This window comes from Nocardia sp. CA-119907, assembly GCF_050955995.1.
In the GTDB taxonomy this organism is placed as follows: Bacteria; Actinomycetota; Actinomycetes; order Mycobacteriales; family Mycobacteriaceae; genus Nocardia.
The window spans coordinates 2,026,889-2,050,674 of sequence record NZ_CP192091.1 but is presented as its reverse complement, the minus strand read 5'-3'; the positions used below and the strand labels follow the sequence as shown (position 1 = coordinate 2,050,674).

General features: G+C 66.8%; 19 protein-coding genes. 15 read left to right on the top strand and 4 right to left on the bottom strand.

Annotated features, from left to right (window positions below; translation table 11 throughout):
• Positions 1 to 30 precede the first annotated feature (30 nt).
• From ACQP2D_RS09095 to ACQP2D_RS09085, 3 genes are read left to right on the top strand one after another with little or no spacing between them, the layout of a single operon-like run.
• The gene (locus tag ACQP2D_RS09095; RefSeq protein WP_433683261.1) at positions 31 to 621 is read left to right on the top strand and encodes a pyruvoyl-dependent arginine decarboxylase; all 591 of its coding nucleotides are present in this window, start codon (positions 31 to 33) and stop codon (positions 619 to 621) included.
• A complete protein-coding gene (locus ACQP2D_RS09090) occupies positions 618 to 1,238 on the top strand; it encodes a hypothetical protein (protein WP_433683260.1) in 621 nt (206 codons plus the stop codon). Before ACQP2D_RS09095 ends, ACQP2D_RS09090 begins: the two co-directional genes overlap by 4 nt.
• Entirely contained in the window at positions 1,238 to 2,827 is a 1,590-nt protein-coding gene (locus ACQP2D_RS09085; RefSeq protein ID WP_433683259.1) for a diguanylate cyclase domain-containing protein, read from the top strand. Before ACQP2D_RS09090 ends, ACQP2D_RS09085 begins: the two co-directional genes overlap by 1 nt.
• 82 nt (positions 2,828 to 2,909) lie before the next feature.
• On the opposite strand, the gene ACQP2D_RS09080 is transcribed toward ACQP2D_RS09085, so the two are convergent.
• Entirely contained in the window at positions 2,910 to 3,632 is a 723-nt protein-coding gene (locus ACQP2D_RS09080; RefSeq protein ID WP_433683258.1) for a DUF6319 family protein, read from the bottom strand.
• Positions 3,633 to 3,836: 204 nt separating this feature from the next.
• The gene (locus ACQP2D_RS09075) at positions 3,837 to 4,454 is read right to left on the bottom strand and encodes a TetR/AcrR family transcriptional regulator (protein ID WP_433683257.1); all 618 of its coding nucleotides are present in this window, start codon (positions 4,452 to 4,454) and stop codon (positions 3,837 to 3,839) included.
• 206 nt (positions 4,455 to 4,660) lie between these two features.
• On the opposite strand from ACQP2D_RS09075, the gene ACQP2D_RS09070 reads away from it, so the two are divergent.
• The 7 genes from ACQP2D_RS09070 (at position 4,661) to ACQP2D_RS09040 (ending at position 13,934) form a co-directional block, all read left to right on the top strand.
• A complete protein-coding gene (locus tag ACQP2D_RS09070) occupies positions 4,661 to 6,028 on the top strand; it encodes a flavin-containing monooxygenase (protein WP_433683256.1) in 1,368 nt (455 codons plus the stop codon).
• A 13-nt stretch (positions 6,029 to 6,041) separates the two neighbouring features.
• A complete protein-coding gene (locus ACQP2D_RS09065; RefSeq protein ID WP_433683255.1) occupies positions 6,042 to 7,181 on the top strand; it encodes a serine hydrolase domain-containing protein in 1,140 nt (379 codons plus the stop codon).
• The gene (locus tag ACQP2D_RS09060; RefSeq protein ID WP_433685591.1) at positions 7,181 to 8,221 is read left to right on the top strand and encodes an NAD(P)-dependent alcohol dehydrogenase; all 1,041 of its coding nucleotides are present in this window, start codon (positions 7,181 to 7,183) and stop codon (positions 8,219 to 8,221) included. The genes ACQP2D_RS09065 and ACQP2D_RS09060 overlap by 1 nt, the downstream gene beginning before the upstream one ends.
• A 95-nt stretch (positions 8,222 to 8,316) precedes the next feature.
• The gene (locus tag ACQP2D_RS09055) at positions 8,317 to 10,005 is read left to right on the top strand and encodes a class I adenylate-forming enzyme family protein (RefSeq protein WP_433683254.1); all 1,689 of its coding nucleotides are present in this window, start codon (positions 8,317 to 8,319) and stop codon (positions 10,003 to 10,005) included.
• Positions 10,006 to 10,018: 13 nt separating this feature from the next.
• A complete protein-coding gene (locus ACQP2D_RS09050; protein ID WP_433683253.1) occupies positions 10,019 to 11,764 on the top strand; it encodes an N-acyl-D-amino-acid deacylase family protein in 1,746 nt (581 codons plus the stop codon).
• Positions 11,765 to 11,880: 116 nt separating this feature from the next.
• The gene (locus ACQP2D_RS09045; protein WP_433683252.1) at positions 11,881 to 12,744 is read left to right on the top strand and encodes an alpha/beta fold hydrolase; all 864 of its coding nucleotides are present in this window, start codon (positions 11,881 to 11,883) and stop codon (positions 12,742 to 12,744) included.
• Positions 12,745 to 12,821: 77 nt separating this feature from the next.
• Positions 12,822 to 13,934, top strand: coding sequence for a DoxX family membrane protein (locus ACQP2D_RS09040; protein WP_433683251.1), 1,113 nt, complete (start codon positions 12,822 to 12,824; stop codon positions 13,932 to 13,934).
• Positions 13,935 to 14,265: 331 nt separating this feature from the next.
• Here ACQP2D_RS09040 and ACQP2D_RS09035 read toward each other — a convergent pair whose 3' ends face one another.
• Positions 14,266 to 14,727, bottom strand: coding sequence for an STAS domain-containing protein (locus tag ACQP2D_RS09035; RefSeq protein ID WP_433683250.1), 462 nt, complete (start codon positions 14,725 to 14,727; stop codon positions 14,266 to 14,268).
• Positions 14,728 to 14,856: 129 nt separating this feature from the next.
• Here ACQP2D_RS09035 and ACQP2D_RS09030 point away from each other — a divergent pair, with 129 nt between their 5' ends.
• The 5 genes from ACQP2D_RS09030 (at position 14,857) to ACQP2D_RS09010 (ending at position 21,239) form a co-directional block, all read left to right on the top strand.
• Entirely contained in the window at positions 14,857 to 15,978 is a 1,122-nt protein-coding gene (locus tag ACQP2D_RS09030; RefSeq protein ID WP_433683249.1) for an ABC transporter substrate-binding protein, read from the top strand.
• Between the two features lie 3 nt (positions 15,979 to 15,981).
• On the top strand, positions 15,982 to 17,031 hold the full coding sequence (locus ACQP2D_RS09025; protein WP_433683248.1) for a FecCD family ABC transporter permease: 1,050 nt from the start codon (positions 15,982 to 15,984) through the stop codon (positions 17,029 to 17,031).
• Entirely contained in the window at positions 17,028 to 17,846 is an 819-nt protein-coding gene (locus ACQP2D_RS09020; protein WP_433683247.1) for an ABC transporter ATP-binding protein, read from the top strand. Before ACQP2D_RS09025 ends, ACQP2D_RS09020 begins: the two co-directional genes overlap by 4 nt.
• A 255-nt stretch (positions 17,847 to 18,101) precedes the next feature.
• Entirely contained in the window at positions 18,102 to 18,860 is a 759-nt protein-coding gene (locus tag ACQP2D_RS09015; RefSeq protein WP_433683246.1) for a zf-HC2 domain-containing protein, read from the top strand.
• A 30-nt stretch (positions 18,861 to 18,890) separates the two neighbouring features.
• Positions 18,891 to 21,239: a heavy metal translocating P-type ATPase gene (locus ACQP2D_RS09010; RefSeq protein WP_433683245.1), complete on the top strand. Its 2,349-nt coding sequence runs from the start codon at positions 18,891 to 18,893 to the stop codon at positions 21,237 to 21,239.
• A gap of 1 nt (position 21,240) precedes the next feature.
• On the opposite strand, the gene ACQP2D_RS09005 is transcribed toward ACQP2D_RS09010, so the two are convergent.
• On the bottom strand, positions 21,241 to 23,193 hold the full coding sequence (locus ACQP2D_RS09005; RefSeq protein ID WP_433683244.1) for a cytochrome c oxidase assembly protein: 1,953 nt from the start codon (positions 23,191 to 23,193) through the stop codon (positions 21,241 to 21,243).
• Positions 23,194 to 23,786 lie beyond the last annotated feature (593 nt).

Genomic DNA, 23,786 nt, shown 5'->3' with positions numbered 1-23,786 from the left:
AAAATCGGCCGACGGTTTCGGGAGGGCATTATGATTCACACGACCCCACGCAGCGGCCTACTCGGGCTGCAGTGGATCGATCGACTACTCCCGCCCATGGGCAGGCCGGATCGCGACGATCAGCGTGACTCCGGAGCTCCACTGACGATCGAGATCGGCGCGGCGACCGGGGCGGGCCCGACGGCTATGTCGGCCTTCGATGCGGCACTGCGTGACCTGGGAGTAGGTGATGCCAACTTGATTCGCCTGTCATCGGTCATTCCGCCGCGTGCGACCTTGGCCCGCACCGGTCGGGTGCGCAAGCCGATCCCCTGGGGAGATCGGCTCTACTGTGTCTACGCCGCGCAGCACGCGCATGCGGCGGGTGAGCGGGCCAGCGCTGGCATCGGCTGGGTACTGCGCGACGACGGTTCCGGCGCCGGACTTTTCGTCGAACACGAGGCCGAAACCGCGGCGGAGGTCGCGCGACTGATCCGATCCAGTCTGACCGATATGACCCGCAACCGGCCGGCGCGATTCGGCCCGATCCAACTGTGCACCACCGAAGCCCGCTCCGATGGCATGCCGACCTGCGCGCTGGTGCTCGCCGCGTACCACACCACCCCGTGGGGGCAGCGATGACGGCGGTAGCGCGCAGCGATTCGATCGGAGGTGGTGGTCGGGGGGCGGGTGGGCTGCACGTCACCATCGAATCGCGCATTCCGGACGACCGAATCGAGATGTTCCACCGGCTCTACGAGGAGGCCTTCGGCCCGCTGCGGAGCAAGGCCATTGCCAGACAGGTCCTGCACCGTTCCGAATTCCGCGCGGAGATGGTCGATCCGCGGGTCGCCAAACATGTCGCGCGCGCCGCGACCGGCGAACCCATCGGGGTGACGACGCTGACCAAACATCTCGAGACCGTGCCGTGGATCAGTCCGGAGTACTTCGCCGCCCGCTATCCCGAGTACGCGGCGCGCGATGCGATCTACTACGCGGGTTTCACCCTTGTTGCGCCAAGTGCCCGACAAGGCGCCGCGTTCCATGCCATGATCAAATCAGTTGTCCAGGTACTGGTGGCCGAGCGCGCTGCGGTCGGTTGGGACATCTGCTCGTACAACAACACTCGGTTTTCCTTCGCCGACAGCATTCGAGCGGTGCTCGATGAGCAACAGGCGAACGTCGAAGTCGCGGTGGAGGATTCGCAGACCTACTACGCGGCGCGGTTCACTGGGGATGGAGCGACCAAGGGGGGCTGATGACAGTCAGCGAAGAGCAGTCGACAACCACCCGGCACCGCAGCGAAATGTGGTGGTGCACAGTACTTCTCGTGGTTATCGCGATCGGGCTCGCGGTACTGCTCCTCGCCGATCAGCGGCCGCTGTCGCTGCTGACCATGGCCGCCGTGGTGATCGGTGCGCTCACCATGATCGGCATCGGCCTGCGGCGGCACCGACCCGAGCGGCCGCTGCCCTGGTATCTGCTCTCGGCCTCGGCGGTGCTGTTCGCCATGGGCACGACCACCCGCGAGATCGACTATCACGGGATGCACCCGATCGACGACCTGTTCACTCTCGCAGGCTATTTCGGCCTCGGTGTGGCCGCGACGCTGTGGCTGCGCCCGCGTCAGGTCCGGGCCGACTACGACCTGCTGCTCGACTCCGCACTCATCGGGCTCGGCGCACTGCTGGCCTCGTGGACCTTCCTGATCTCACCGATCCTGCAATCGCACGACACCACCGTGAACACCCTGGTTGCCGCGACCTATCCGGTACTGGACGCATTGCTGCTGACCCTGGTCGCACATTCGATGGCGACCGCGACCCGGTCGGAGACCTCGCTGCGCCTCTTGCACGTCGGCCTGATCGCGGTGCTCATCGGCGATCTCGGCTACAGCCTCGACACCGTCGGCAACGCACCCTTCGGACACGAGATGCTGCTGGCACCACTGCTGCTCGCCTACCTGATCGTCGGTGTCGCGGCCCTGCATCCGACCATGGCGACCCTCGGTGCGCCCCGGCGCATCCACCCGCATCACTCGCGGCAGCGGGCCAGTTTCATCGCGGTCGCGTTGATCGTTGCCTCACTGGTTCCGGTGGTCGGCACCAGCCTGGACACCCTGGATCGGGCTGTGGTCTCCTCGCTGTGCGCGCTGCTGCTCATCGGCGTGCTGGTGCGCAGCGAACGGGCCATCGTGCGCAGTGCGCGCAGTGAGCGGCGCGCTCAGTACCAGGCCGATCACGATATGCTCACCGGATTGCTCAACCGGTCCGCCCTGCTGCGCGCGCTGAATCGCAACCACGAGCACTGGATCGAGCAGCCATTGTGTCTGCTGTTCATCGATCTCGACGGCTTCAAGATGGTCAATGACAGCTATGGCCATGCGGTCGGTGATGAGCTGATCGCGAATGCGGCATCCCGGATCCGGCGCGTCATTCGGCGCGGCGATGTGGTGGCCCGCTACGGCGGCGACGAATTCGTGGTGCTCGCGCCACTCGAGCGGCAGGAGGCGGCCATGCTCGCGGAACGACTACTCGGCGCCTTCGTTCGGCCATTCGAGCTGAGCGCGGGCGAAATCCCCATTACCGCGAGCGTCGGGCTGGCCTGCGGCAGCCCGCGCAGCCCCGAGGACACCCTCTACGACCTCATCCGGGATGCGGATTCGGCGATGTACCACGCGAAGGAGTACTCGCTCGGCTACGCATTCCACGACGATCTGCGCCACTGTGCCGACGCGCGCCATGGCAGCGACACCCGCCACGGCGCCGCCGACTCGGGTCGCCGGATCTGGCGCCCGAGTGGCAGGTCGCACAATGCCAGCGGCAAGTCTGCCAGCACCGCGGTTTGATCAGCCCAGCACCGCGGTTTGATCAGCCAGCATCGCGGTCCGGTCAGCCCGCACCACCATCCGTTCCGGCCAGCACCGCGGGCTAGTCCGACAGCTCCTCGAGCAGCCGCTTCGCTTCGGCTAACTCCGCCTGTAACTGCTGCACCTTGGACTCCTGCACCACGCGGGCCGCCTCCAGGATTCCGGCCACCACCTCGGCCACCTCCGGGTGCAGCACCTTGGCCGCCTGCGCCACCGCCGAGCTGGTCACCGGCAGCCCGCGCACGGACTTCTTCTTGCCGCTGACCACATCGACCGACCATTCGCCGTCCGCGGTTCCGGTGAGCGTCACCGTGACCTCCGGCGCCTTGGCCTTGCTGCGAGCGGCGGCGGTTGCCTTGGTCGCGGGCTTGGCGGCACCTGTTGAGGCGGCCGGTTTGGCCGGTTCGGCAGCGGGGGCAACGGGTTTCGGTATGACGGGGGTCGGGCTCGCCGCCGGGCTCGGCGGGGTGGGCGTCGTCAAGGTCGACGGCTGGGTCACAGTGGATTCCTTCCTGGTTGTCGACTTCGGCTGGGCAGGACTAGCGGTCGCCGCCTTGTCCCGCGGCGGCTTGGTCAACGTGACTTCGGTCGGAGAAAAGGACAGTACATCCTTCGATCCGGTCGGCTTGACCCGCAGGAAGTCGCTTTCGGATCGATCACCGATCTCGACCACCTTGCCGGACCGTCCCTCCGGCACGCCAACCGCGGCCGCGGTGAACCACACCATCGGCGGGCGACCACCCGCGATATCCGTGGCGATCTGCTGAATTTCAGTGTCCGACAACGGCTGTGGTTTCGTTCTTGGGGACGGCATGGTGCACTCCGAGCGGTATTCGTGGATGGCTGCGTGCACAGATGATGCCGCACACCACCGACAGATACACAGGCCACCACCGAATCCGCCCAGGATCAGGCAAGATTCCGAACCCCAGCGAACGTCGAGCTATCAGCGCGGCCAGGGCTTGTTCTCGGATACCCGGACCCGCTGCTACGTCGCGGGCGCCTGTAGAGCGGGGAACCAGATTTCGGTGAGGACCTCGGCGGCCTGGTCGGCGGTGACATCGATGGTGCCCTGCATGGCCCAGCGGGTGAAGAAGCGTTCCAGTTGGGCGACAAGCAGTTCCACGCGCAGCCGGGCCTCGTCCTGACGGTCGGCGGGCCAGCGGGCGAGGTAGGAGGTCATGGCATTGGGCAGGGCGAGGATGCCTTGCCGGGCGAGTTCGCGGAACTCCGGCTCCAGCGCGGTGGCCTCGTCCCAGGCGGGCAGCAGATCCTTGTATTCCTGGAACCACGCGATAGCCCGGGTCACCCAGTCCACGAACTCCGCGCGCGAGCCGGTATCGAGCACCCGGTCCAGATCCTCATAGAAGTGCAGTGCGGTCGGCGCGGTGCCCTGTTCGGCGATGGCCCGCAGCAACTCCTGCTTACTGGCGAAATGCAGGTAGAAGGTGGCGCGGCTGCAGCCGACGACGGCGACGATGTCGTCCACCCGGACCGCCGCATAGCCGCGCTCGGTGAACAGCGCTTTCGCGCCATCCAGCAATTTCGCGCGGGTCTGCAACTTCTGCTCATCGCGCAGACTCAGCGGATTCGACTTGGTCGGCATGGGTGCGGCCACCTCGGGTCGGTCGTCGGAAAAACCAAGAACACGGGCTTCGCTAGACATCATGCCATTCACTAGACACCAAGTCTAGTCAGTGCTACTTTGTTGCCTACGTCACTCCGCGGTCGCAGGCGGCCGGCGAATGGTTCGGGCACCGCATCCGGTGCCGCCGATAGGTGACGGCAATCCTTCAGACGAGGACCACTGAATTGACTCAACACAATCTGCCCCGGGTTTGCGTCATCGGCGCGGGCCCCTCCGGTATCACCGCCGCAAAACGCCTGCAGGACTTCGATATTCCCTTCGATGTCTTCGAGGCCAGTGATGAGGTCGGCGGCAACTGGTACTTCAAGAATCCCAATGGCATGTCGGCCTGCTACCAGTCGCTGCACATCGACACCAGTAAGTTCCGGTTGGCGTTCGAGGATTATCCGGCCCCGGAGGAATGGCCGGATTTCCCGCATCATTCGCAGCTGTTCCAGTACTTCCGCGATTATGTCGACCATTTCGGCTTCCGCGACAAGATCCTCTTCGATACCAAGGTCACCGCGGCCGAACGGCAGGCAGACGGCAGCTGGCTGGTCACCGCGAGCGACGGCCGCACCCGCGGCTACGACGCGCTGATCGTCTGCAACGGCCACCACTGGGATCCGCGCACACCCGACTATCCCGGCGAATTCGACGGCGTGCTGATCCACAGCCATGCCTACAACGATCCGTTCGATCCGGTCGATATGCGCGGTAAGAGGGTCGTGGTGGTCGGCATGGGCAATTCCGGGCTGGATATCGCCTCCGAGCTCTCGCAGCGCTTCATCGCCGACAAGCTGACCGTCTCGGCCCGGCGCGGGGTGTGGGTACTGCCGAAATATGTGCACGGCACGGTCGGTGACAAACAGAGTGTGCCGCCGTGGATTCCGCGCAAGGTCAGCATGAAGCTCAAACAGCGCTTCGTGCGCAAGTTCCGCGGCGATATGGAGTTCTACGGACTGCCGAAGCCGGATCACAAGCCGTTCGAGGCGCATCCCTCGGCCAGCGAGGAGTTCCTGCATCGCGCCGGATGCGGTGATATCGCCTTCAAACCGGCCATTACCGCGCTGGAGGGACCGCGGGTGCGCTTCGCCGACGGCAGCACCGAGGAGGTCGATGTGATCGTCTGCGCCACCGGCTATCACATCAGCTTCCCGTTCTTCTCGGATCCGAACCTGGTGCCCGACGAGCAGAATCGCATTCCGCTGTTCAAGCAGATGCTGAAGCCGGGCGTGGACAATCTGTTCTATCTCGGCCTGGCCCAACCGCTGCCGACCCTGGTGAATTTCGCCGAACAGCAGAGCAAGCTGGTCGCGGCATATCTGACCGGAAAGTACCTGCCGCCGTCGGAGGCGCAGATGAACGCGGAGATCGATGCGGCCGAAAAGCGCCGCAGCGGGCGGTATTACAACTCGCCCCGGCACACGATCCAGGTCGAATTCGAGCCCTACGTGCGCGATATGAACCGGGAACTGGCCAGGGGCGCAAAGCGCGCCGCCGCCGCCGGCAATGCCCTGCCGGTGCCCGCCCGGGCGCTCGAGAATGCGTGAGGGGCCGTTCATCATGACGACATCAGGATTCTGCGCTGACGAATTCCACAGTGTGCGAACGGAATTGGCGAACCAGATCGCCTCGGGCGAGGAACTCGGCGCGGCGGTCTGTGTGCTGGTGGACGGCGAACCGGTCGTCGATATCTGGGGCGGACATCAGGATCTCGAGCGCACGGTGCCGTGGACCGAGGACACCTTGGTCAATGTCTTCTCCATCAGCAAAACCATGACCGCGCTGTCCGCGCTGCTGCTGGTCGACCGCGGTGAGCTGGATGTCCAGCAAAAGGTCGCGCACTACTGGCCGGAATTCGCCGCGAACGGCAAGGCCGATATCGAGATCCGCCACCTGCTCGGGCATACCTCCGGTGTCTCGGGCTGGGCACGGCCGATCGAGCTGGCCGATATCTACGACACCGAAGCGGCCAGCGCCCGGCTCGCCGCACAGCCGCCGTGGTGGGAGCCGGGCACCGCATCCGGATATCACGCGCTGAACTACGGACATCTGGTCGGCGAGGTGATCCGCCGCATCACCGGCCGCACGCTCGGGCAGTTCTTCGCCGAGGAACTCGCGGGACCGCTGGACGCCGACTTCCATATCGGCACCGGCCCCGAACATCACCATCGGATCGCGCCGCTGGTCCCACCGCCGCTGCTGGAATTCGATATGGCGGCGCTCGATCAGGAGAGCATCCTGGTCAAAACGCTCACCAGCCCGTTGCTCGATATTCCGGAGGCCAATAGCGCCGCGTGGCGGATGGCCGAGATCGGGGCGGTGAACGGACACGGCAATGCCCGTTCGGTGGCCCGCGTGCAATCGCTGGTGTCCTGTGGTGGCGAGCTGAACGGCCGCAGGTTGTTATCGGAGAAGACCATCGACCTGATCTTCGAACAGCAGTCCGACGGTGCGGATCTGGCGCTGCTGCTGCCGCTGCGCTTCGGACTCGGGTACGGACTCCCCCAGCCGCAGACCGCACCGGAGGTCCCCGGCGGCCGGGTCTGCTGGTGGGCCGGATTCGGCGGCGCCATCGTGGTCAACGACCTGGAGCACCGGGTCACCTTCGCCTACACCATGAACAAGATGGCACCGGGACTCATCGGCTCCGACCGCGCGAATGCCTATCTGCGCGCGGTGTTTTCGGTGGTGCGGTCATGATGCGGGCATTGCAGCTCACCGATCCGGGTGTGCTCGAGCTGCGCAAGGTGGCGGTGCCCGAGATCGGGCCGACGGATCTGCTGCTGCGCGTCGGCGCGGCCGGAATCTGCCATTCGGATCTGCATGTGCTGCATATCCCGTTCAAGATGCGCGAGGAACCGCTGACGCTCGGGCACGAGGTCGCGGGCACCATCGAGGCGGTCGGCAGCGATGTCGATGGGCGGGTGGCCGGTGAACGGGGCATCGTCTATCTGTGCTGGTCCTGCGGGGTGTGCCGAGAGTGTGTGAGCGGCAATGAGAATGTCTGTCTGGCCGCCGGTCGTACCGCCATGCCGCCGTGTCCCGGACTCGGTCCCGACGGTGGCATGGCGGAGTACATCCGCATTCCCGCAAGCTCTTTCGTGCCCATCGGCGACCTGGATTTCCTACAGGCCGCACCGCTGGCCGACGCGGCCCTGTCGAGCTATCACGCCATCGAGGGGGCTCGGGCACAGCTGCGACCGGGGTCGGTCGCGGTCGTCATCGGCATCGGCGGGCTCGGCCATGTCGCGGTGCAGATTCTCACCGCGACCAGCGCGGCACAGGTGATCGCGGTCGATATCAGCGAGGACAAACTCGCCCTCGCCGCCCGGTGCGGCGCGGCCGAGGGGCTGCTCGGCGGTGCCGACACCGCACGCGAAATCCTGGACCGCACCGACGGTCGCGGCGCCGATGCCGTCTTCGACTTCGTCGGCGTCGATGCGACCGCGACCCTGGCCGTGGAATCGGTCGCCCCCAATGGCGCGTACCGGATGATCGGACTCGGCGGCGGCGCACCGGAGATCACCGCGGGACCGGCGGGCGGACCCGGCTGGCCGTGGGGTGCGTCGGTTCGAAAGTCCTACGGCGGCACCAAATCCGATCTGATCAACTCCGTGGCCCTGGCCCGGTCGGGCAGGCTCACCGTCGAGGTCGAACGCTTCGATCTCGCGGACGGCCGTGAAGCCTTGGATCGACTGGAGCGCGGTCTGATCACCGGCCGCGCGGTCCTCGTTCCCTAGGCGACGATGATGCCCAACCCATCTCGTCGTTCCGACGCATTGACGACAGAGTCCGATGACCGGATTTCCTACGCACCCATGAGGAAGAGCTACCCATGACAAAGCCTTTCGACCCACAAGCAATGGCGGCCGCAGCCGTGGCGAAGCTGACCGGGCCGGGTGGTCAGTTCGAGATGACGGTCGAGGATGTCCTCGGCGCACCGATTCCGGTGATCAAGGATCGGGTGCGTGCGCTGGGCGATGTACTCGCGAATTCGGTGGCGCTGGGTGATCGCGATTACCTGGTGACCGAGGACCGGCGGATGTCGTATGCCGAGCATGCGAATGCCGTATATGCGCTGGCTCGGGCGCTGCGGGAGCGCTACGGCGTCGGAAAGGGTGACCGGATCGGCATTCTCGCGGCCAATACTCCCGAATGGGTGGTGACGTTCTGGGCCGCGCAGACGCTCGGGGCGATCGCGGTCGGCTACAACGCCTGGTGGATGCCGCGCGAAATCGCCTATGGCCTCGACCACACCGGCCCCGCCGTGCTGATCGTCGACGCGAAACGCGCGGCGCAGGTGGCGCAGCTCGATATCCAGGTGCCCGTGCTCACCATGGAGCACGATCTGCCCGCGCTGATCGCCGAATTCGGCGACGGCGAGGCGCCGCACGCCCCGGTGGACGAGGACGATCCCGCGGTCATCCTCTACACCAGCGGCACCAGCGGTCGCCCCAAGGGCGCGGTGCACACCCATCGAAACCTGGTGGCGGTCATCGACTATCACCGGTTCAACGACGCACTCGCCGCCGCCTTCCAGGGCGGTGTCGACGACGGCGGGCCGAAGGGCCGGCGCTTCCTGCTCACCTCCCCGCTGTTCCACATCGCCAGCCTGCACAACCTGGTGCTGCCGCGCATGGCGACCGGCGATACCGCCGTCATCTACCAGGGCGCGTTCGACGCGGAGCGGATACTGCGGCTGATCGAGCGCGAGCGGATCACCAACTGGGGCGCCATGCCGACCATGGCGAGTCGACTGCTCGAGGTCGATCTGTCGAAGTACGACGTGTCATCGCTGGCCGCCTTCTCGCTCAACTCCGCACCGTCCTCGGCCGCGCTGCAACAGCAACTGCGCGAACAACTTCCGGTCGCCAAGACCGCGCTGGTGACCAGTTACGGCATGACCGAATGCAGTACCGCGGCGACCATCGCGGCACCGGCCGAACTCGCCGCCTTCCCGGATACCGTGGGCCGCCCGGTAGTCGGAGTCGAGCTGCAGATCCACGATGGGCTCGGCGAGCCGGTCGACGAGGGGGTGGAGGGCGAGATCTGGGTGCGCAGCCCGTACGTCATGCTCGGCTACTGGGCCGATGATGCCGCGACCGCCGCCGCCATCACCGCCGACCGCTGGCTGCGCACGGGCGATATCGGCGTACTCGAACAGGGCCGACTCCACTTGTCCGGCAGACGTTCGGATCTCATCCTGCGCGGGGGCGAGAACGTCTACCCGACCGAGGTCGAGCAGTGCCTGGACGAACATCCCGCGGTCCGCGAATGCGCCGTCGTCGGCCTGCCCGACGACGATCTGGGTCAACAGGTCGCCGCCCTCGTTGTCGTCGAAAGCCATTCCGCCACAACCGAACAGGAACTCATCGAGTTCGCGAAACAGCGCATCGCCTACTACAAGGTCCCCGCGCGCTTGCGGCTCACCACCACACCGTTGACCCGCAATGCGACCGGAAAGGTCGTGCGCGCCGGAATCGCCGAAGCCCTGTCCGCCGACGCGGCCTCGGATCAGCACTGAGATATGAGAAATCATGTACGACACGATCATTAGCGGCGGGCGCTGGTTCGACGGCGCCGGTTCCCCCTCGGCCATCCGTCACCTCGGCATCCGCGACGGCGTCATCGCCGCGGTCTCGGCCGAACCGCTCGATGAGACCGACTGCCCGAATGTCATCGATGCCGCCGGGAAGTGGGTGATTCCCGGCATGATCGATATCCACACCCATTACGACGTCGAGGTACTGCAGAGTCCCGCACTCGCCGAATCCATCCGGCACGGCATCACCACCGTACTGCTGGGCTCGTGCTCGCTGTCGACGGTGCATGTCGGTGCATCCGACGCCGGTGATCTGTTCGGGCGGGTCGAGGCCATCCCGCGCAAACATGTGGTCGCGGCGATGACCGAAACCAAGTCGTGGACGTCGGCGCGCGAATATGTGGCGGCGTTGGAGGCGCTGCCGCTCGGTCCGAATCTCGCCGCCTTCATCGGACATTCCGATATTCGGGCCGCCGAGATGGGACTGGATCGCGCCACCCGCAGCGAGGTTCGCCCCACCGAGGCCGAATTGGCGGCCATGGCGGCGAAACTCGATGAGGCGCTGGACGCCGGTTTCGTCGGCATGTCCTCCCAGCAGCTGTTATTCGACAAACTCGACGGTGAGGTGTGTCGCTCGCGCACCCTGCCGTCGACCTATGCCACCACGCGGGAACGCCGCAGGCTCAATGCGATTCTGCGCCGCCGCGGCCGGGCGCTGCAGGGCGGTCCGGATGTGGCCCGGCCGCAGAGTCTGGTCGCGATGGCGGCGAGCAGCCTCGGCATCTTCCGCAAGCCGCTCAAGGTCAGCCTGCTCTCGGCGGCCGATATCAAGGCCATTCCCGCGGTCGCCCAGATCTTTCCGCTGATCGCGCGCATTCTCAACCGGCTGGGCGGCGACTTCCGCTGGCAACATCTGCCGGTGCCGTTCGAGGTGTACTCCGACGGTATCGATCTGCCGGTCTTCGAGGAATTCGGTTCGGGCGCCGCTGCCCTGCACCTGTCCGATCAACTGGAACAGCGCAGGGAACTGCTGCGCGACGAAGGCTATCGACGCCGGTTCCGCAAGGACTACGACAAGAAGTTCGGGCCGCGGGTCTGGCATCGCGATTTCTTCGATGCCGAAATCGTGGCGTGCCCGGATCAATCGGTGCTCGGCAAGACCTTCGGTCAGGTCGGGCTCGATCGCGGTGGACTGCATCCGGTGGACGCGTTCCTGGATCTGGTCGTCGAATACGGCGGCAAAGTACGGTGGCGGACAACCATTTCCAATCACCGGCCGCAGGTGCTGGACAAGTTCGCGGCCGATCCCGGTGTGCAGCTGGGCTTTTCCGATGCCGGTGCGCACCTGCGCAATATGGCCTTCTACAACTTCGGGCTGCGGTTCCTGCGCCGGGTGCACGACGCCGAGCGCGCGGGCCGACCGTTCCTCGCCCTGGAACGGGCCGTGCACCGGATCACCGGCGAACTCGCCGACTGGTACGGCATCGACGCGGGCCACCTGCGCCCGGGTGGCCGCGCCGACCTGGTCGTCATCGATCCCGCACACCTCGACGAGTCCGTCGAGGCCTACGCCGAACATCCGGTCGAGGTATTCGACAACCTCCCCCGCATGGTCAACCGCAATGATGCGACCGTGAGCGCGGTGCTCGTCGGGGGTGAATACGTCTTCGGCAACGGCGTGGCGGCGCCGGTCCTCGGCGCTCAGCGCACAGGCCGGTTCCTGCGGGCGGGTACGGAGTAGCTCCGCACCGCCATACCGACCGGCCGCTCGACGATTCGCTTCGCCGCCCGATACGCGCTACCTTATCTGTTACTGGCGAACACAGGTGTTCGCCTATCCACTCGCAAGGAGGCGATGTGGCGATATTCGCGCACCGGGGTCGGAATGTGGTCTACGACCGGGTCGGCAGCGGGCCACCCGTCGTGCTGCTGCACAACGCCGGCACCCAACGTCATATCTGGGACGATCAGGTCGGCGAATTGCGGCATCACTATGAGGTTTTCGCACTCGATCTGCCCGGTTACGGTGAATCCGACCAGCCGGCCGACGGGTATCGGCTCGCCGACTATGTGCAGATGCTGGCGGCCTTCCTCGCCGCGCAGGATCTCACCGATGTGGTGCTGATCGGCAATTGCCTCGGCGCCGCCACCTCGTTGCGGTACGCGATGGCGCATCCGGACAACGTCCGGGCTCTGGTGCTGTGCAACCCGCTGACCTGGCATACCGTCCGCGCCGGACGCCAAGCCGGACTGGCCTGGGTCGATGCCAGGCTCCCGCTCGCACCGGTGGCGCGCAGGCTCGCGCTGCCGGATGCGGTCGTCTCCCGAATCGTTGGCGACCAGTTGGGTGCGGACGGGCGGCGCCGGAATCTTCACCACTCGCCGCGCCTGACGGCGCGCTGGGGCGATAAGGGGCGGTTGCAGGCGCTGCACGGCCTGGTGCAGGACTTCCCGACCTATGCCGAGCTCGATGTTTTCACCCCCGGGCCCGGGTTCCCGCCGATCTGCACCATCTGGGGTCAGCAGAACCGCATCCTCTCGGCGCGCGCGGGCGCCGAACTCGACGAGACGCTACGGACGCACACTCGGATCCAGCTAACCGAATGCGGACATCTGCCGATGGTGGAGGAGCCGCAGACCGTGACGAATGCCATCACCACCTTCCTCGCCGCGCCGGAGGTGCGGCCGTACCTAGCGGAGAATCGCCAGGTCAACCCCTGATTCAGGGGTGTTGATATGGTTGTTTGGCGAAGCGAAGCGCGGGAAACCGAACCTCAAACACGGAGGAAAGGGACGTCATGTTGCTACGCCGATTTGCCCGTCCACTGCTGGCGACCGCATTCGTCGCCGATGGTGTCGACGCACTTGCCCACCCTGAGCAGCGCACCCAGGCCGCCGCTGCGCTGGTACAGCAGGGCCAGCAATCACTGCCCGATAATGTCGCTGCCAAACTGCCGTCGGATCCGGGAACGTTCGTGAGGATCAATGCGATCGCGCAGGTCTCGGCCGGTGCGTTGCTGGCTCTCGGCAAAATGCCGCGGCTCGCCTCGCTCACCCTGGCCGCGACGGTGATTCCCGCGACGGTCACCGAACAGGACTTCTGGGCGGAGAAGGATCCGGATCGCAGGCTGGCCAAGCGCAACGCCTTTCTCAAGGATGTGAGCCTGCTCGGCGGGTTGATGATCGCCAGCGCCGATACCGGTGGGAAACCCTCGCTCGGCTGGCGTGGCCGCCGGGCCGCGAGCAATGCCAGCGCGGCGGTCTCGGCCGCATTGCCCTTCGCGACGGCGGATTCGCCGACCGGCGAGGCGCTGCGTCGACATGCGCACGACGCCGCGGTGCGAGCGAGGGAATTCGGCGATGTCGCCGCGGCGAAGGTTGCCGCGGTCGCGCAGGAGCGGGGCTCCGAGATCGCCGATACGGTCAAGGAGCACGGACCAGAATGGGCCGAGCTGGCCAGGGAGCGCCGCGCGAAGCTGGCCGAGAAGGCCGCTGAACTCGCCGAGCTCGCCAAGGAACGCGGGCCCGAAATCGCCTCGGTCGCACGCGAACGCGGCACGGTGCTGGCCGAGATCGCTCAGCACCGCGGGGCCGAACTGGCCGAAAAGGCCCAGCACCGTGGGGCCGAACTCGCCGAAAGAGCCCAGCACCGCGGGGCCGAACTCGCCGAACTCGCCAAAGAGCGTGGGCCCGAATTGGCTTCGACGGCGCGTACGCGCGGCGCCGGGCTGTCGGCGAAGGCGCAGAAGCGTGGTGCGCGGCTGGCCGTGAAGGCCGAGCGCCGGGCCCAGAAGGCGCAGCCAAGGATCAATAGGGCCCTGCGCCGTCTCGACAAAGCCCAGGAGCGAATGGCACTGGCACAGGAGCGGATTGCGCAGGCCAGGGAACGCGTCGAGGGGCGGCGCCACTGATTTGCGTCGGGCGCGATCACCCGAACTACATCGAGGCCGCACATCCTGGCGTGGTGTGCGCGAGCGCTGCGGCCAGCGATCCGAGTCGTAGGGCGGCACGGCTGAGTCGCGCCAACGAGATCACCGGAACTACACCGGGGCCGCACACCCCGGCGTGGTCTCGGCGAGGGCCGCCAGCGATCCGAGTCGTAGGGCGGCGCCACTAAGTCGCGCCAACGAGATCACCGGAACTACACCGGGGCCGCACACCCCGGCGTGGTCTCGGCGAGGGCCGCCAGCGAACCGAGTCGAACGGCGGCACCACTGAGTCGCGCCAACGAGATCACCGGAACTACACCGGGGCCGCACATCCCGGCGTGGTCTCGGCGAGGGCCGCGGCCAGCGAAGCGGCGCGACGGAACGTCGTGGACAACCCGGTGATTTCGATGACGCGGTCGACACAGCGTGCGGTGGTGATCAACACCATTCGGCGATCGGTCTTTTCGGCCGCCGCTTGGGCCTCGACCAGTGTCGTGAGCCCGGCGGCGGCGAAAAAGGTGACCGGTGAGAGATCGACGACGATGGTCGATTCCTGAGAACCGCAGGCGCGCAAAAGCTTATCCCGCAGCCAGGGGGCGGTGCACAGATCGACTTCGCCGGCGACGACCACCAGCGTCACATCGCAGCGTGGGTGGCTCACCGAGAACTGGATGATCCGAGGTCCGGGCGCGGCCGAAATAGTGACGCTCTCACCGTGTTTCGGGCCGTCACGGTCAGCGGGTCGCCCTGCCGGATAAGCGAAGTGGGTGGACATGCGCTGGCTCCTGCGGTCCGGGTGCAGACCTGGTCACACCAGTGAAGCAGGGTCCGCCGGGTCTGTACAGAGACGGCGCGTGCCGCGATTCCCGGGAACCGGAGCGCCGTACCGGACGACTGAGTGATCATGCATCACACCGCACTGGCAGCGCGTCGGCCCGCGGCCAATGGCGATCGCGCCGGAGGCATCGAAAGACCGACCCTGCCCACGAAACGCGCCGCTGTGCTGGCCTTGGCCATCGGCGCCGTTGCCGTCACCGGATGTTCGACCACGGTCACCGAATCAGCGACCACCGCACCCGCCGCCGCGACCGAGGGCGTCACCAAATATCCGGTCACCATCGAGAACTGCGGTAGGAGCTACACATTCACCGAGGCTCCGAAGCGGGTCGTGGTGATGAACGGCGGCTCCATCGGCGAAGTCTCGTCCCTGATCGCCCTCGGCGTCGGCGACCGCGTGATCGCCAACGCCCAGTCCTACGGCACCTCCGAGGTGCCCGGCCGCGCCGCGGCCATCGCCGCGCTGCCGACCGGCGGCATCACCCCGAACAAACTGCAGGACATCCCCCGCGAGGCCATGCTCGCCCAGCGACCCGATCTCGTCATCTCCACCGGGGGTGGCGGCTTCTCGGCCGACCAGGGCTTCGCCACCCGCGCGGAGCTGTCCAGCGCGGGCGCCAATACCTATGTGCCCCGCGCGAACTGCGGTGTGACCGGCGCGGTCACCGGCACACCTACCATCGAGGACAGCTACGCCATGCTGCGCGATTTCGGGACGATCTTCGATGTACCCGGCCGCGCCGAGCGACTCATCAACGACATCGCAGGCAAGATCGCCGAGACCGCCGCGCGGGTCGCCGCACAGCCCGAGAAGAATGTGCTGCTCATCTTCCCGGGTATGGACATGGGTGGTGCGGGCGACTTCTCGGCCATCGCGGCGGGTGGCATCTGGAACGACATCATCGAGCGGGCCGGTGCGGTGAACCCGTTCAACCGCACGGACGGCACGACTTTCGTGACGATCAGCAAGGAGCAACTCGCCGTCACTTCGATCGACGGCCTGATCGTGGTCAACTACCGCAATCCCGATATCGACGGAACAGCAAAGCGGATCCTCGAACAGTTCCCGCAGTGGAATGCGAGCAAGAACACCAACTACACGGTGCTCTCGGATTCGATCTACCTCGGCCCGAGCAATGACATCGCGGTGGCGAAAGTCGCCAGACTCGTTCACCCAGAACAGTTCTGATCGATGACGCGCACCCTTCGACAGCAGCGGCCGCTGGCCACCACACCCCTGCCCATCGCGATCACCGTCGCACTGGCAGTCCTGTGCGCGGTAATGCTGGTATCCATCGGCGCGGGATCGGTCACCGTCTCGATCGCCGATACCGCCCGGGTCATCCTCGCCCACTTATCGGGTAGGACACCGGATGTCGGATTCACCGTCGACCAGATCGTCTGGAACTATCGGCTGCCCAGGGTCATGCTGGCCGCGCTGTGCGGCTGCGGGCTCGCGGTCTCCGGCGTGATTCTGCAGGCACTGGTGAACAATCCGCTCGCCGATCCCTATGTGCTCGGCCTGTCCTCCGGCGCTTCGCTCGGTGCGGTGACGGTCATCGTCACCGCCGGTGCGGCGCTCGGCGGTATCGGTGTGTCCGCCGCCGCCTTCCTCGGCGCGATCGGCACCGCCGCAGTGGTTTTCGCACTCGGACAGCGGCGCGGCACGCTCGCCCCGACCCGCCTCGTACTGGCCGGTGTCGCCGTCGGATATCTGCTGCTGGCGGCGACCAATTACCTGCAACTGCGCGCCACGCCGAATGAGCTGCGCGCGGTGATGTTCTGGACCATGGGCAGTGTCTCCGGCGCGAGCTGGTCGCGACTCGGTCCGATCACGCTGGTGGTTCTCGTGGTCATCGCGGTCGTGCTCGCCTTCGGCCGCCGCCTCGATGTGCTCGGCACGGGTGATGAGCAGGCGACCGCGCTGGGCGTCGATGTCCGCACCACCCGAATAGTTCTGCTCGTGCTCGCCTCCCTGCTGACCGGTGTACTGATCGCGGTGGCGGGCGGAATCGGCTTCGTCGGCTTGATGATTCCGCATCTGGTGCGCCTGACATTCGGCATGGCCCATCGCCGGGTACTGCCGCTGGCGAGCCTGCTCGGCGCCGCGTATCTGGTTGCGGTGGATCTGCTTTCGCGCACCGTCGACGCCCCGAACGAACTTCCGCTCGGCATCTTCACCGCCGCTTTCGGCGCACCCTTCTTCCTCTGGCTGCTGCGCCGCGACGGAGGCATCGCATGACCGGCCGTGCCGTCCATGAATCGGGCAGCCCGGGGACCGCCGAGCTATCGGTTGTCGGCGTCAGCGTGGGGCTCGGGGGTGCGCGGATATTGGATGCGGTGACCTTGCAGGCGCCGCCGGGCGGCGTGGTGGGTGTGGTCGGGCCGAATGGCAGCGGCAAGACGACGCTGCTGCGGACAATCTACCGGTCGTTGCGGCCGGATCAGGGCATGGTGCTGGTCGACGGCGCGGATATCACCGGAATGTCCGTGCGGGGCGCGGCCAAGACCACCGCTGCGGTCCTGCAGAACGGGGCCGGATCACCCGAGCTCACCGTCGCGGAAATGGTCGGCCTCGGCCGCAATCCACATCACGCGCTCTTCAGCCGCGATACCGCCGCCGACCATGCGGCCGTCGAAAAGGCCATGGCGCGCACGGGTGTCACCGCCTACGCCGGTCGCACCATCGGCTCTCTGTCCGGCGGCGAGCGCCAGCGCGTGCTGCTGGCCAGGGCGCTGGCACAGCATCCGCGTCTGCTCGTCCTCGACGAGCTGACCAACCATCTGGATGTGCGCGCCCGATTCGAACTGCTCGACCTGGTTCGCTCGACCGGGATCACCACGCTCGCGGTGTTGCACGAACTCGACCTCGCGGTCCGGTGTTGTGATCGTTTGGTCGTGCTCGATCACGGCAGGGTCGTCGCGGCGGGGACGGTGCTCGAGGTGATGACGCCCGAGCTGCTGCGCACTGTCTTCGGCGTCAATGCGCGCGCCGAGCAACACGACGACGGAATCGTCCGATTATATTACGCCGCAAAGCCTTTGGCCGTCGAGTGAGTGCCAGCTCGGGTGCTGCACCGACTGTCAGGCTCCGCACTCGATCGGGCACCAACGGTGGTGCACACGTGCGCCCCCCTTGAAGGTGAGGCGCAGTGCCAGCTGGGTCGTCACGTCATCCTCGGCGGGCGTCGGCACGACGTCGAGAATAACCGGCGGCCGACGGCGCGAGGGACGGAGGCAAGCTGCGAGGAAGCCGGGCATCGGATACAACCCGCGGGAACTTTGTTGTGCGCCGAGCCGACAATTTTGGATGTGGAGTGCAAGGTATCCCGGACCGCGCTATCGGCCCGGATCGATGGCGAACGCGAAACCGTGCCCGCGGCGCGCGTGGACGAACACCTGGAACAGTGCCCGGAGTGCTGTTCCTGGTACGCCGCCGCCGTAGCGACCTCGCGCCTGCTGCGCGGCGGTTCGTCCTACGCCCCCGACCTCGCCGACGCCATCTTCGCCGCCGCCGACCTGGAGCGCCCGCGCGGACCGCGGTGGCGCACAGCACTGTCCGGCGTCGGCTGGTTCGAATGGATCCGGCTGCTGCTCGGCCTGCTCGGTGGCGTGCAGTGCGCGCTGGCGGTCGGCCAGTTCGCCGGACTCGACTTCGGCATGACCCACCACCACGGCGTCGAGCCGACCCGGCATCTGATGAACGAATCCACCGCGTGGAGTCTGGCGATCGGTATCGGATTCATCTGCTGCGCGGTGCGGCCGTACGCGACCTCGGGCGTGCTGCCGGTGCTCGGCGTGCTGGTCGCGACGCTCACCGCGTTCGTCATCGGTGATCTGTATTCCGGAGTGGTGCCGGTCTCCCGGGTGCTCTCGCACGGCATCCTGGTCGTCGCGCTGGTGCTCGTCGTGGTGGTGCATCGCACCCGCCGACCGGAGACCGCACCGCCGACCCGCACGAGCAATCCGGCGCCCACCGACCTCGTCCTGCCAGCCGGCGCCCGATTCGGCCGCCGCACCGGCCATCTGCGCTCGGCCCCGGATCGCTCGACCCAAGATCCCGCCGCCTGACCGACCCGCCACCTGACCGAACGGAAGCAAATGGACACAGCATCGCACAGCGATTCGATGAGAGGTGGCGGTCGCGCGACGGGTGGGCACACAGCATTGACCGAGCGCGGTCGCGCGACGGACGAGCCCGACCTCGCCGCCGCGGCGCAGCGCAGCACCGTTCGCATCTCGCTCGCGGTTTCCGGCATGACCTGCGCCGCCTGCGCGAACCGGGTGGAGCGCAAACTCAACAAGGTCGAGGGCGTGCTGGCATCGGTGAACTACGCGACCGCCGTCGCCACCGTCGATGCGGCCGCGGACATTTCGGCCGAACGGCTCTGCACCGAGGTGGTCGCGGCGGGCTACGGCGCGGAGCCGATCACCGAGGGCACCGGCCCGATCTCCTCGGCCCCCGAGGAGGCCGCGGTCCGAGATCTGTTCCGCCGCTTGGTCGTCGCGCTACTGCTGTTCTTTCCCCTCGCCGATCTTTCGGTCATGTTCGCGATGGTGCCCGCGGCCAGGATCACCGGCTGGCAGGTCATTCTGACCGTGCTCGCACTGCCGGTGGTGGTGTGGGCGGCCGCGCCGCTGCACCGAAAGGCGCTGGCAGGGGCGAAGAATTTCACCGCGAGCATGGACACCCTGGTATCGGTCGGTGTGACGACCGCGACGCTGTGGTCACTGGACACCATGTTCCTGCACGCGGAGCGGACCGCAACTCCCGACGGCGTATGGGACGCGTTCTGGTCCGGTGATTCGATCTACCTCGAAGCCGCCGCCGGCGTCACCACCTTCGTGCTCGCCGGACGGTATTTCGAGGCGAAGGCCAAGCGGTCGGCGGGCAGCGCGCTGCGGGCACTGGCCGCGCTCGGCGCCCGCGAGGTCACGGTGCTGACCCGCGACAATCGCGAAATACGCATCCCCATCGGCGAACTCGTCGAGGGACAGCGCTTCGTGGTGCGGCCGGGCGAAACCATCGCGACCGACGGCCTGGTCGTCTCGGGTGCGTCGAGTGTCGATGCCAGTGCCACGACCGGCGAATCCATACCGGTCGATGTGACCGAGGGCATGGCGGTGATCGGCGGCACCACCGCACTCACCGGCCGCCTGATCGTGGAGGCGGCCGCGGTGGGCGCGGATACCAAGCTATCCGGCATGATCCGGCTGGTCGAGCAGGCGCAGACCGGGAAGGCGCGCATGCAGCGCATCGCCGACCGGGTCTCGGCGGTATTCGTCCCGTTCGTCTTCGCCGTGGCGGCCGGCACCTTCCTCAGCTGGTGGCTGCTCGGTTCCGGAGCCGACCGCGCCGCCGCGGCCGCCTTGGCGGTGCTGGTGATCGCATGCCCGTGCGCGCTGGGACTGGCGATTCCGACCGCGCTGATGGTGGCCTCCGGACGCGGTGCGCAACTGGGCATATTCATCAAGGGCCATCAGGCGCTCGAGGCCACCCGCGATGTGGACACGGTGGTACTCGACAAGACCGGAACCGTCACCAATGGGGTCATGAGCGTCGTCGGGGTGACCGTGACCGACGCGCTGACCGAAGCCGAGGTGCTGCGGCTGGTCGGTGCGGTGGAGGCGGCATCCGAACACGCCATTGCCGCGGCCATCACCCGGCACGCGACCGCAATGTTGGACGAGCTGCCGCAGGTCGAGTCCTTCGCGGCGCTACCGGGATTGGGCGCGTGTGGCAGTGTCGCGGGCCACGAGGTGCTGGTCGGACGCCCGCGCCTGCTGCACGATCGCGGTATCGATGTGCCGCGGCCGCTGAGTCGCGCCGTGCGCCGAGAGGAACGGGCCGGACGCACCGTGGTGCTCGTCGTGATCGACGGTGCGGCCAGCGCGGTGATCGCGGTCGCCGATACCGTGAAGGACTCCGCCGTCGACGCCATCGCCCGACTGCACGCCCTCGGCCTGCGCGTCATGATGTTCACCGGTGACAACGCCTATGCCGCCCAGTCGGTCGCGGACGAGATCGGCATCGATGAAGTTGTCGCCGAACTGCTTCCGGAGGGCAAGGTCGAACTCATCGCCCGCATGCAGGAGCAGGGCCGCCGCATCGTGATGGTCGGCGACGGCATCAATGACGGGGCGGCGCTGGCCACCGCCGACTTCGGCATGGCGATCGGGGCCGGCACCGATGTCGCGATCGCGGCGGCCGATGTGATCCTGGTCCGCGATGACCTCGGGGCCGTCGCCGATGCCATCGAGCTCGCGCACGCCACGCTGCGCACCATCAGGGGAAATCTGGTGTGGGCCTTCGGCTATAACGTGATCGCCATTCCGGTGGCCGTGCTCGGATTCCTGAACCCGCTGATCGCCGGTGCGGCCATGGCGTTCTCGTCGTTCTTCGTGGTCTCCAATAGCCTGCGACTGCGTCGCGTTCGGCTGGCGCGCTGAGTCAGCGGCGCGACCGCGCCAACTGCTCCAGCATCGCGTTATAGGCGGCGAGTTCGGAGTCCCCGTACTCGTCGTCCTTGCGGTCGGTGCGCACGGCGGTGCGACGATCCTGGGCCACCCACTGGGTCAGCAGTGCGCCGACCACGAGCAGGATCGGGATTTCACCGGAGACCCAGGCGATGCCGCCGCCGACCCGCTGATCGGCCATCAGGTCCAGGTGCCATGGCAATCGCAGCTGTTGATAGAACCGCTCGCCGATGGTGGTGTTCATCGACATCACCGCGACACCGAAGAAGGCGTGAAAAGGCATGATGGCGAACAACATGCCGAGCCTGCCCAGATGCGGCAGGCGGCGCGGACCGGGATCGATACCGATGATCGCCCAGTAGAACAGGTAGCCGATGATCAGGAAGTGCACGTTCATCAGCACGTGCCCCCAGTGATAGCGGATCAGATTCTCGAACAGCGGCGTGAAGTACAGGACGTAGAGCGAGAGCACGAAGGCGGTGATCGCGGTGCCGGGATGGGCCAGAAACGCGGTCGGGCGCGAATGCAGGATCCACAACACCCATTCGCGCATGCCGGGAACCGCATCCTTCGGGGCCGCGGGCACGGTGCGCAGCACCAGGGTCACCGGTGCGCCGAGCACCAGCAGCACCGGCACGAACATATTCAGGGCCATATGCGTGATCATGTGCACGCTGAACATGGCGTAGCCGTAGGTGCCGATGCCCGATGATGTCGAAATCAGCAGGGCCACACAGCCGCTCGTCCACGACAGGGTGCGCCAGGGCGACCAGGTATCGCCGCGCCGCCGCAGTCGCAGCACACCCGCAAAGTACAAACCGATGCCAGCCAACGCGGCGGTGCCGAGCACGATATCGAAGCGCCACATGGTCATCAGCCGCCAGAGGTCGGCCCGACCCGGCAGATCGAAACCGAGGAAGACCTCCTGGGCCGTGAACGACCGATCGGCGAAGGCCGGGGCGGGTTGTACCGCCATCGCCACCGATGCGGCCATCGCCAGCACCGACAGCGCACCGGTACCGGCGATCAACTGTCGCGTGCGGGGCAGCGAATGCGATTCGGCTGCAATCCTTCTCAATATCAGCCCGATGCCGATGGCCGCCGCGACCACGAGCAGCGCGAGCCGTCCATAGCCGGTTCCGAACAGCGCCGACCACGGCAACAGGACCGCGCCGAGCACCAGACCGCTGGCGGTGGCCGCGGCCAGACACAACAGGCCGATGCGTGCGAAGCGTCGAACCGCGGTCGCCACATGGGAACCCGCGCGTCCCACCTGCGCCGCGACACACCACGCCGCACCCGGCAGCACCGAGACCGCCAGTTGGAAGATGATCATCGCGCCGGTCCCGAAGTCGTGATTCGGTCCCTCACCCGCATTGCCGACCAGCGCGGGCGGCAGCACCGCCAGCAGCGCGAACACTGTCGGTACCACAAGACCGGTCCAGGCCAGGGTCAGCCGCGTCACCAGCGCGACGACACCGGCCAGCACCGCGACGACGATCCAGGCCTTGGGCTTCTCACTCGCATCGACCAGCGCGCCGATCGCACCCCGCTCCAGTGCGGCGCTCATCGACAGTCCGCCCACATTGGCGGCGCTCACCGGAATCAAGATCAGCGCCGAGGCCAGCCACACCAGACTCGCGCGCTCGGCCACCCGGACCCCGGCATATCCGTCCACATCGACGCGCCCGCGCGCGGTGACCACGGTGCAGCACAGCGCATAGATCAGCGCGCCGACAGTGACCGCGCCCGCCAGCGCCGCCACCACTCGCAGCGCGACATAGATCAGGACATCGGGGAAGCCCGGATATGCGAGCCCGGCCCGGCGGTAGGGCATATCTCCGGCCGCGATGACGGAGATGAGGACGACGGCACCGGCGGCGACCGCCGCGATCAGCCAGATGAGGTGGTCGGGCGAGCGCTTCACCTGCACGTTTTTCCGCCAATCCGGGTAACCGAAGATGTGTGACGGGCAGCGGATGTGCCAGCCCTCGCACATAAGTCGACTGTGGCCCGGTGCTGGTTCCCGGGCCGCAGGCGGTGCGACGAGCGTCACATGGCGGATCGCTCAGGCAAGCCGAAGGTGACCGCGACCGGGGCCTGATCGAATTCCGGATCGTCGACGTCGATGGCGAACGCACCGAATTCGTCTATACCCCAGCCTATTTCAGTTCCTTGGAAGATCTACAGACACAGGACCCAGGTCACCGATCCCAGCCAGATGGGGAAGCATATGGCAATCGACCCCTGGGCAGGCGTTACTGGAGCTGGAGCCTCGGTCGCGGAAGCGGCGGGAGCCACAATGGAGCCAACGCCAAGGGATAGTGCGATTGCAGTTGCGGCAACGGAGCTTGCGATCTTGGTGTGCATCTTCTTGCCTTCTCACTTGAACCTTGCACCACATTGGTGCTCGAGCACGAAACGCGAGAAAGAAGCGTTTCATCCAATATATGATTTGCCGTGCAACTATCATCTCTGCGATTCACGTAGTCTACTAGGGACTTTCGGCCCCCTTCGCAG

Coding starts and splice junctions, on each gene's coding strand:
- ACQP2D_RS09095 (WP_433683261.1), top strand. CDS start 31: ATGATTCACACGACCCCACGCAGCGGCCTACTCGGGCTGCAGTGGATC.
- ACQP2D_RS09090 (WP_433683260.1), top strand. CDS start 618: ATGACGGCGGTAGCGCGCAGCGATTCGATCGGAGGTGGTGGTCGGGGG.
- ACQP2D_RS09085 (WP_433683259.1), top strand. CDS start 1,238: ATGACAGTCAGCGAAGAGCAGTCGACAACCACCCGGCACCGCAGCGAA.
- ACQP2D_RS09075 (WP_433683257.1), bottom strand. CDS start 4,454: ATGCCGACCAAGTCGAATCCGCTGAGTCTGCGCGATGAGCAGAAGTTG.
- ACQP2D_RS09065 (WP_433683255.1), top strand. CDS start 6,042: ATGACGACATCAGGATTCTGCGCTGACGAATTCCACAGTGTGCGAACG.
- ACQP2D_RS09060 (WP_433685591.1), top strand. CDS start 7,181: ATGCGGGCATTGCAGCTCACCGATCCGGGTGTGCTCGAGCTGCGCAAG.
- ACQP2D_RS09055 (WP_433683254.1), top strand. CDS start 8,317: ATGACAAAGCCTTTCGACCCACAAGCAATGGCGGCCGCAGCCGTGGCG.
- ACQP2D_RS09050 (WP_433683253.1), top strand. CDS start 10,019: ATGTACGACACGATCATTAGCGGCGGGCGCTGGTTCGACGGCGCCGGT.
- ACQP2D_RS09040 (WP_433683251.1), top strand. CDS start 12,822: ATGTTGCTACGCCGATTTGCCCGTCCACTGCTGGCGACCGCATTCGTC.
- ACQP2D_RS09035 (WP_433683250.1), bottom strand. CDS start 14,727: ATGTCCACCCACTTCGCTTATCCGGCAGGGCGACCCGCTGACCGTGAC.
- ACQP2D_RS09030 (WP_433683249.1), top strand. CDS start 14,857: ATGCATCACACCGCACTGGCAGCGCGTCGGCCCGCGGCCAATGGCGAT.
- ACQP2D_RS09025 (WP_433683248.1), top strand. CDS start 15,982: ATGACGCGCACCCTTCGACAGCAGCGGCCGCTGGCCACCACACCCCTG.
- ACQP2D_RS09020 (WP_433683247.1), top strand. CDS start 17,028: ATGACCGGCCGTGCCGTCCATGAATCGGGCAGCCCGGGGACCGCCGAG.
- ACQP2D_RS09010 (WP_433683245.1), top strand. CDS start 18,891: ATGGACACAGCATCGCACAGCGATTCGATGAGAGGTGGCGGTCGCGCG.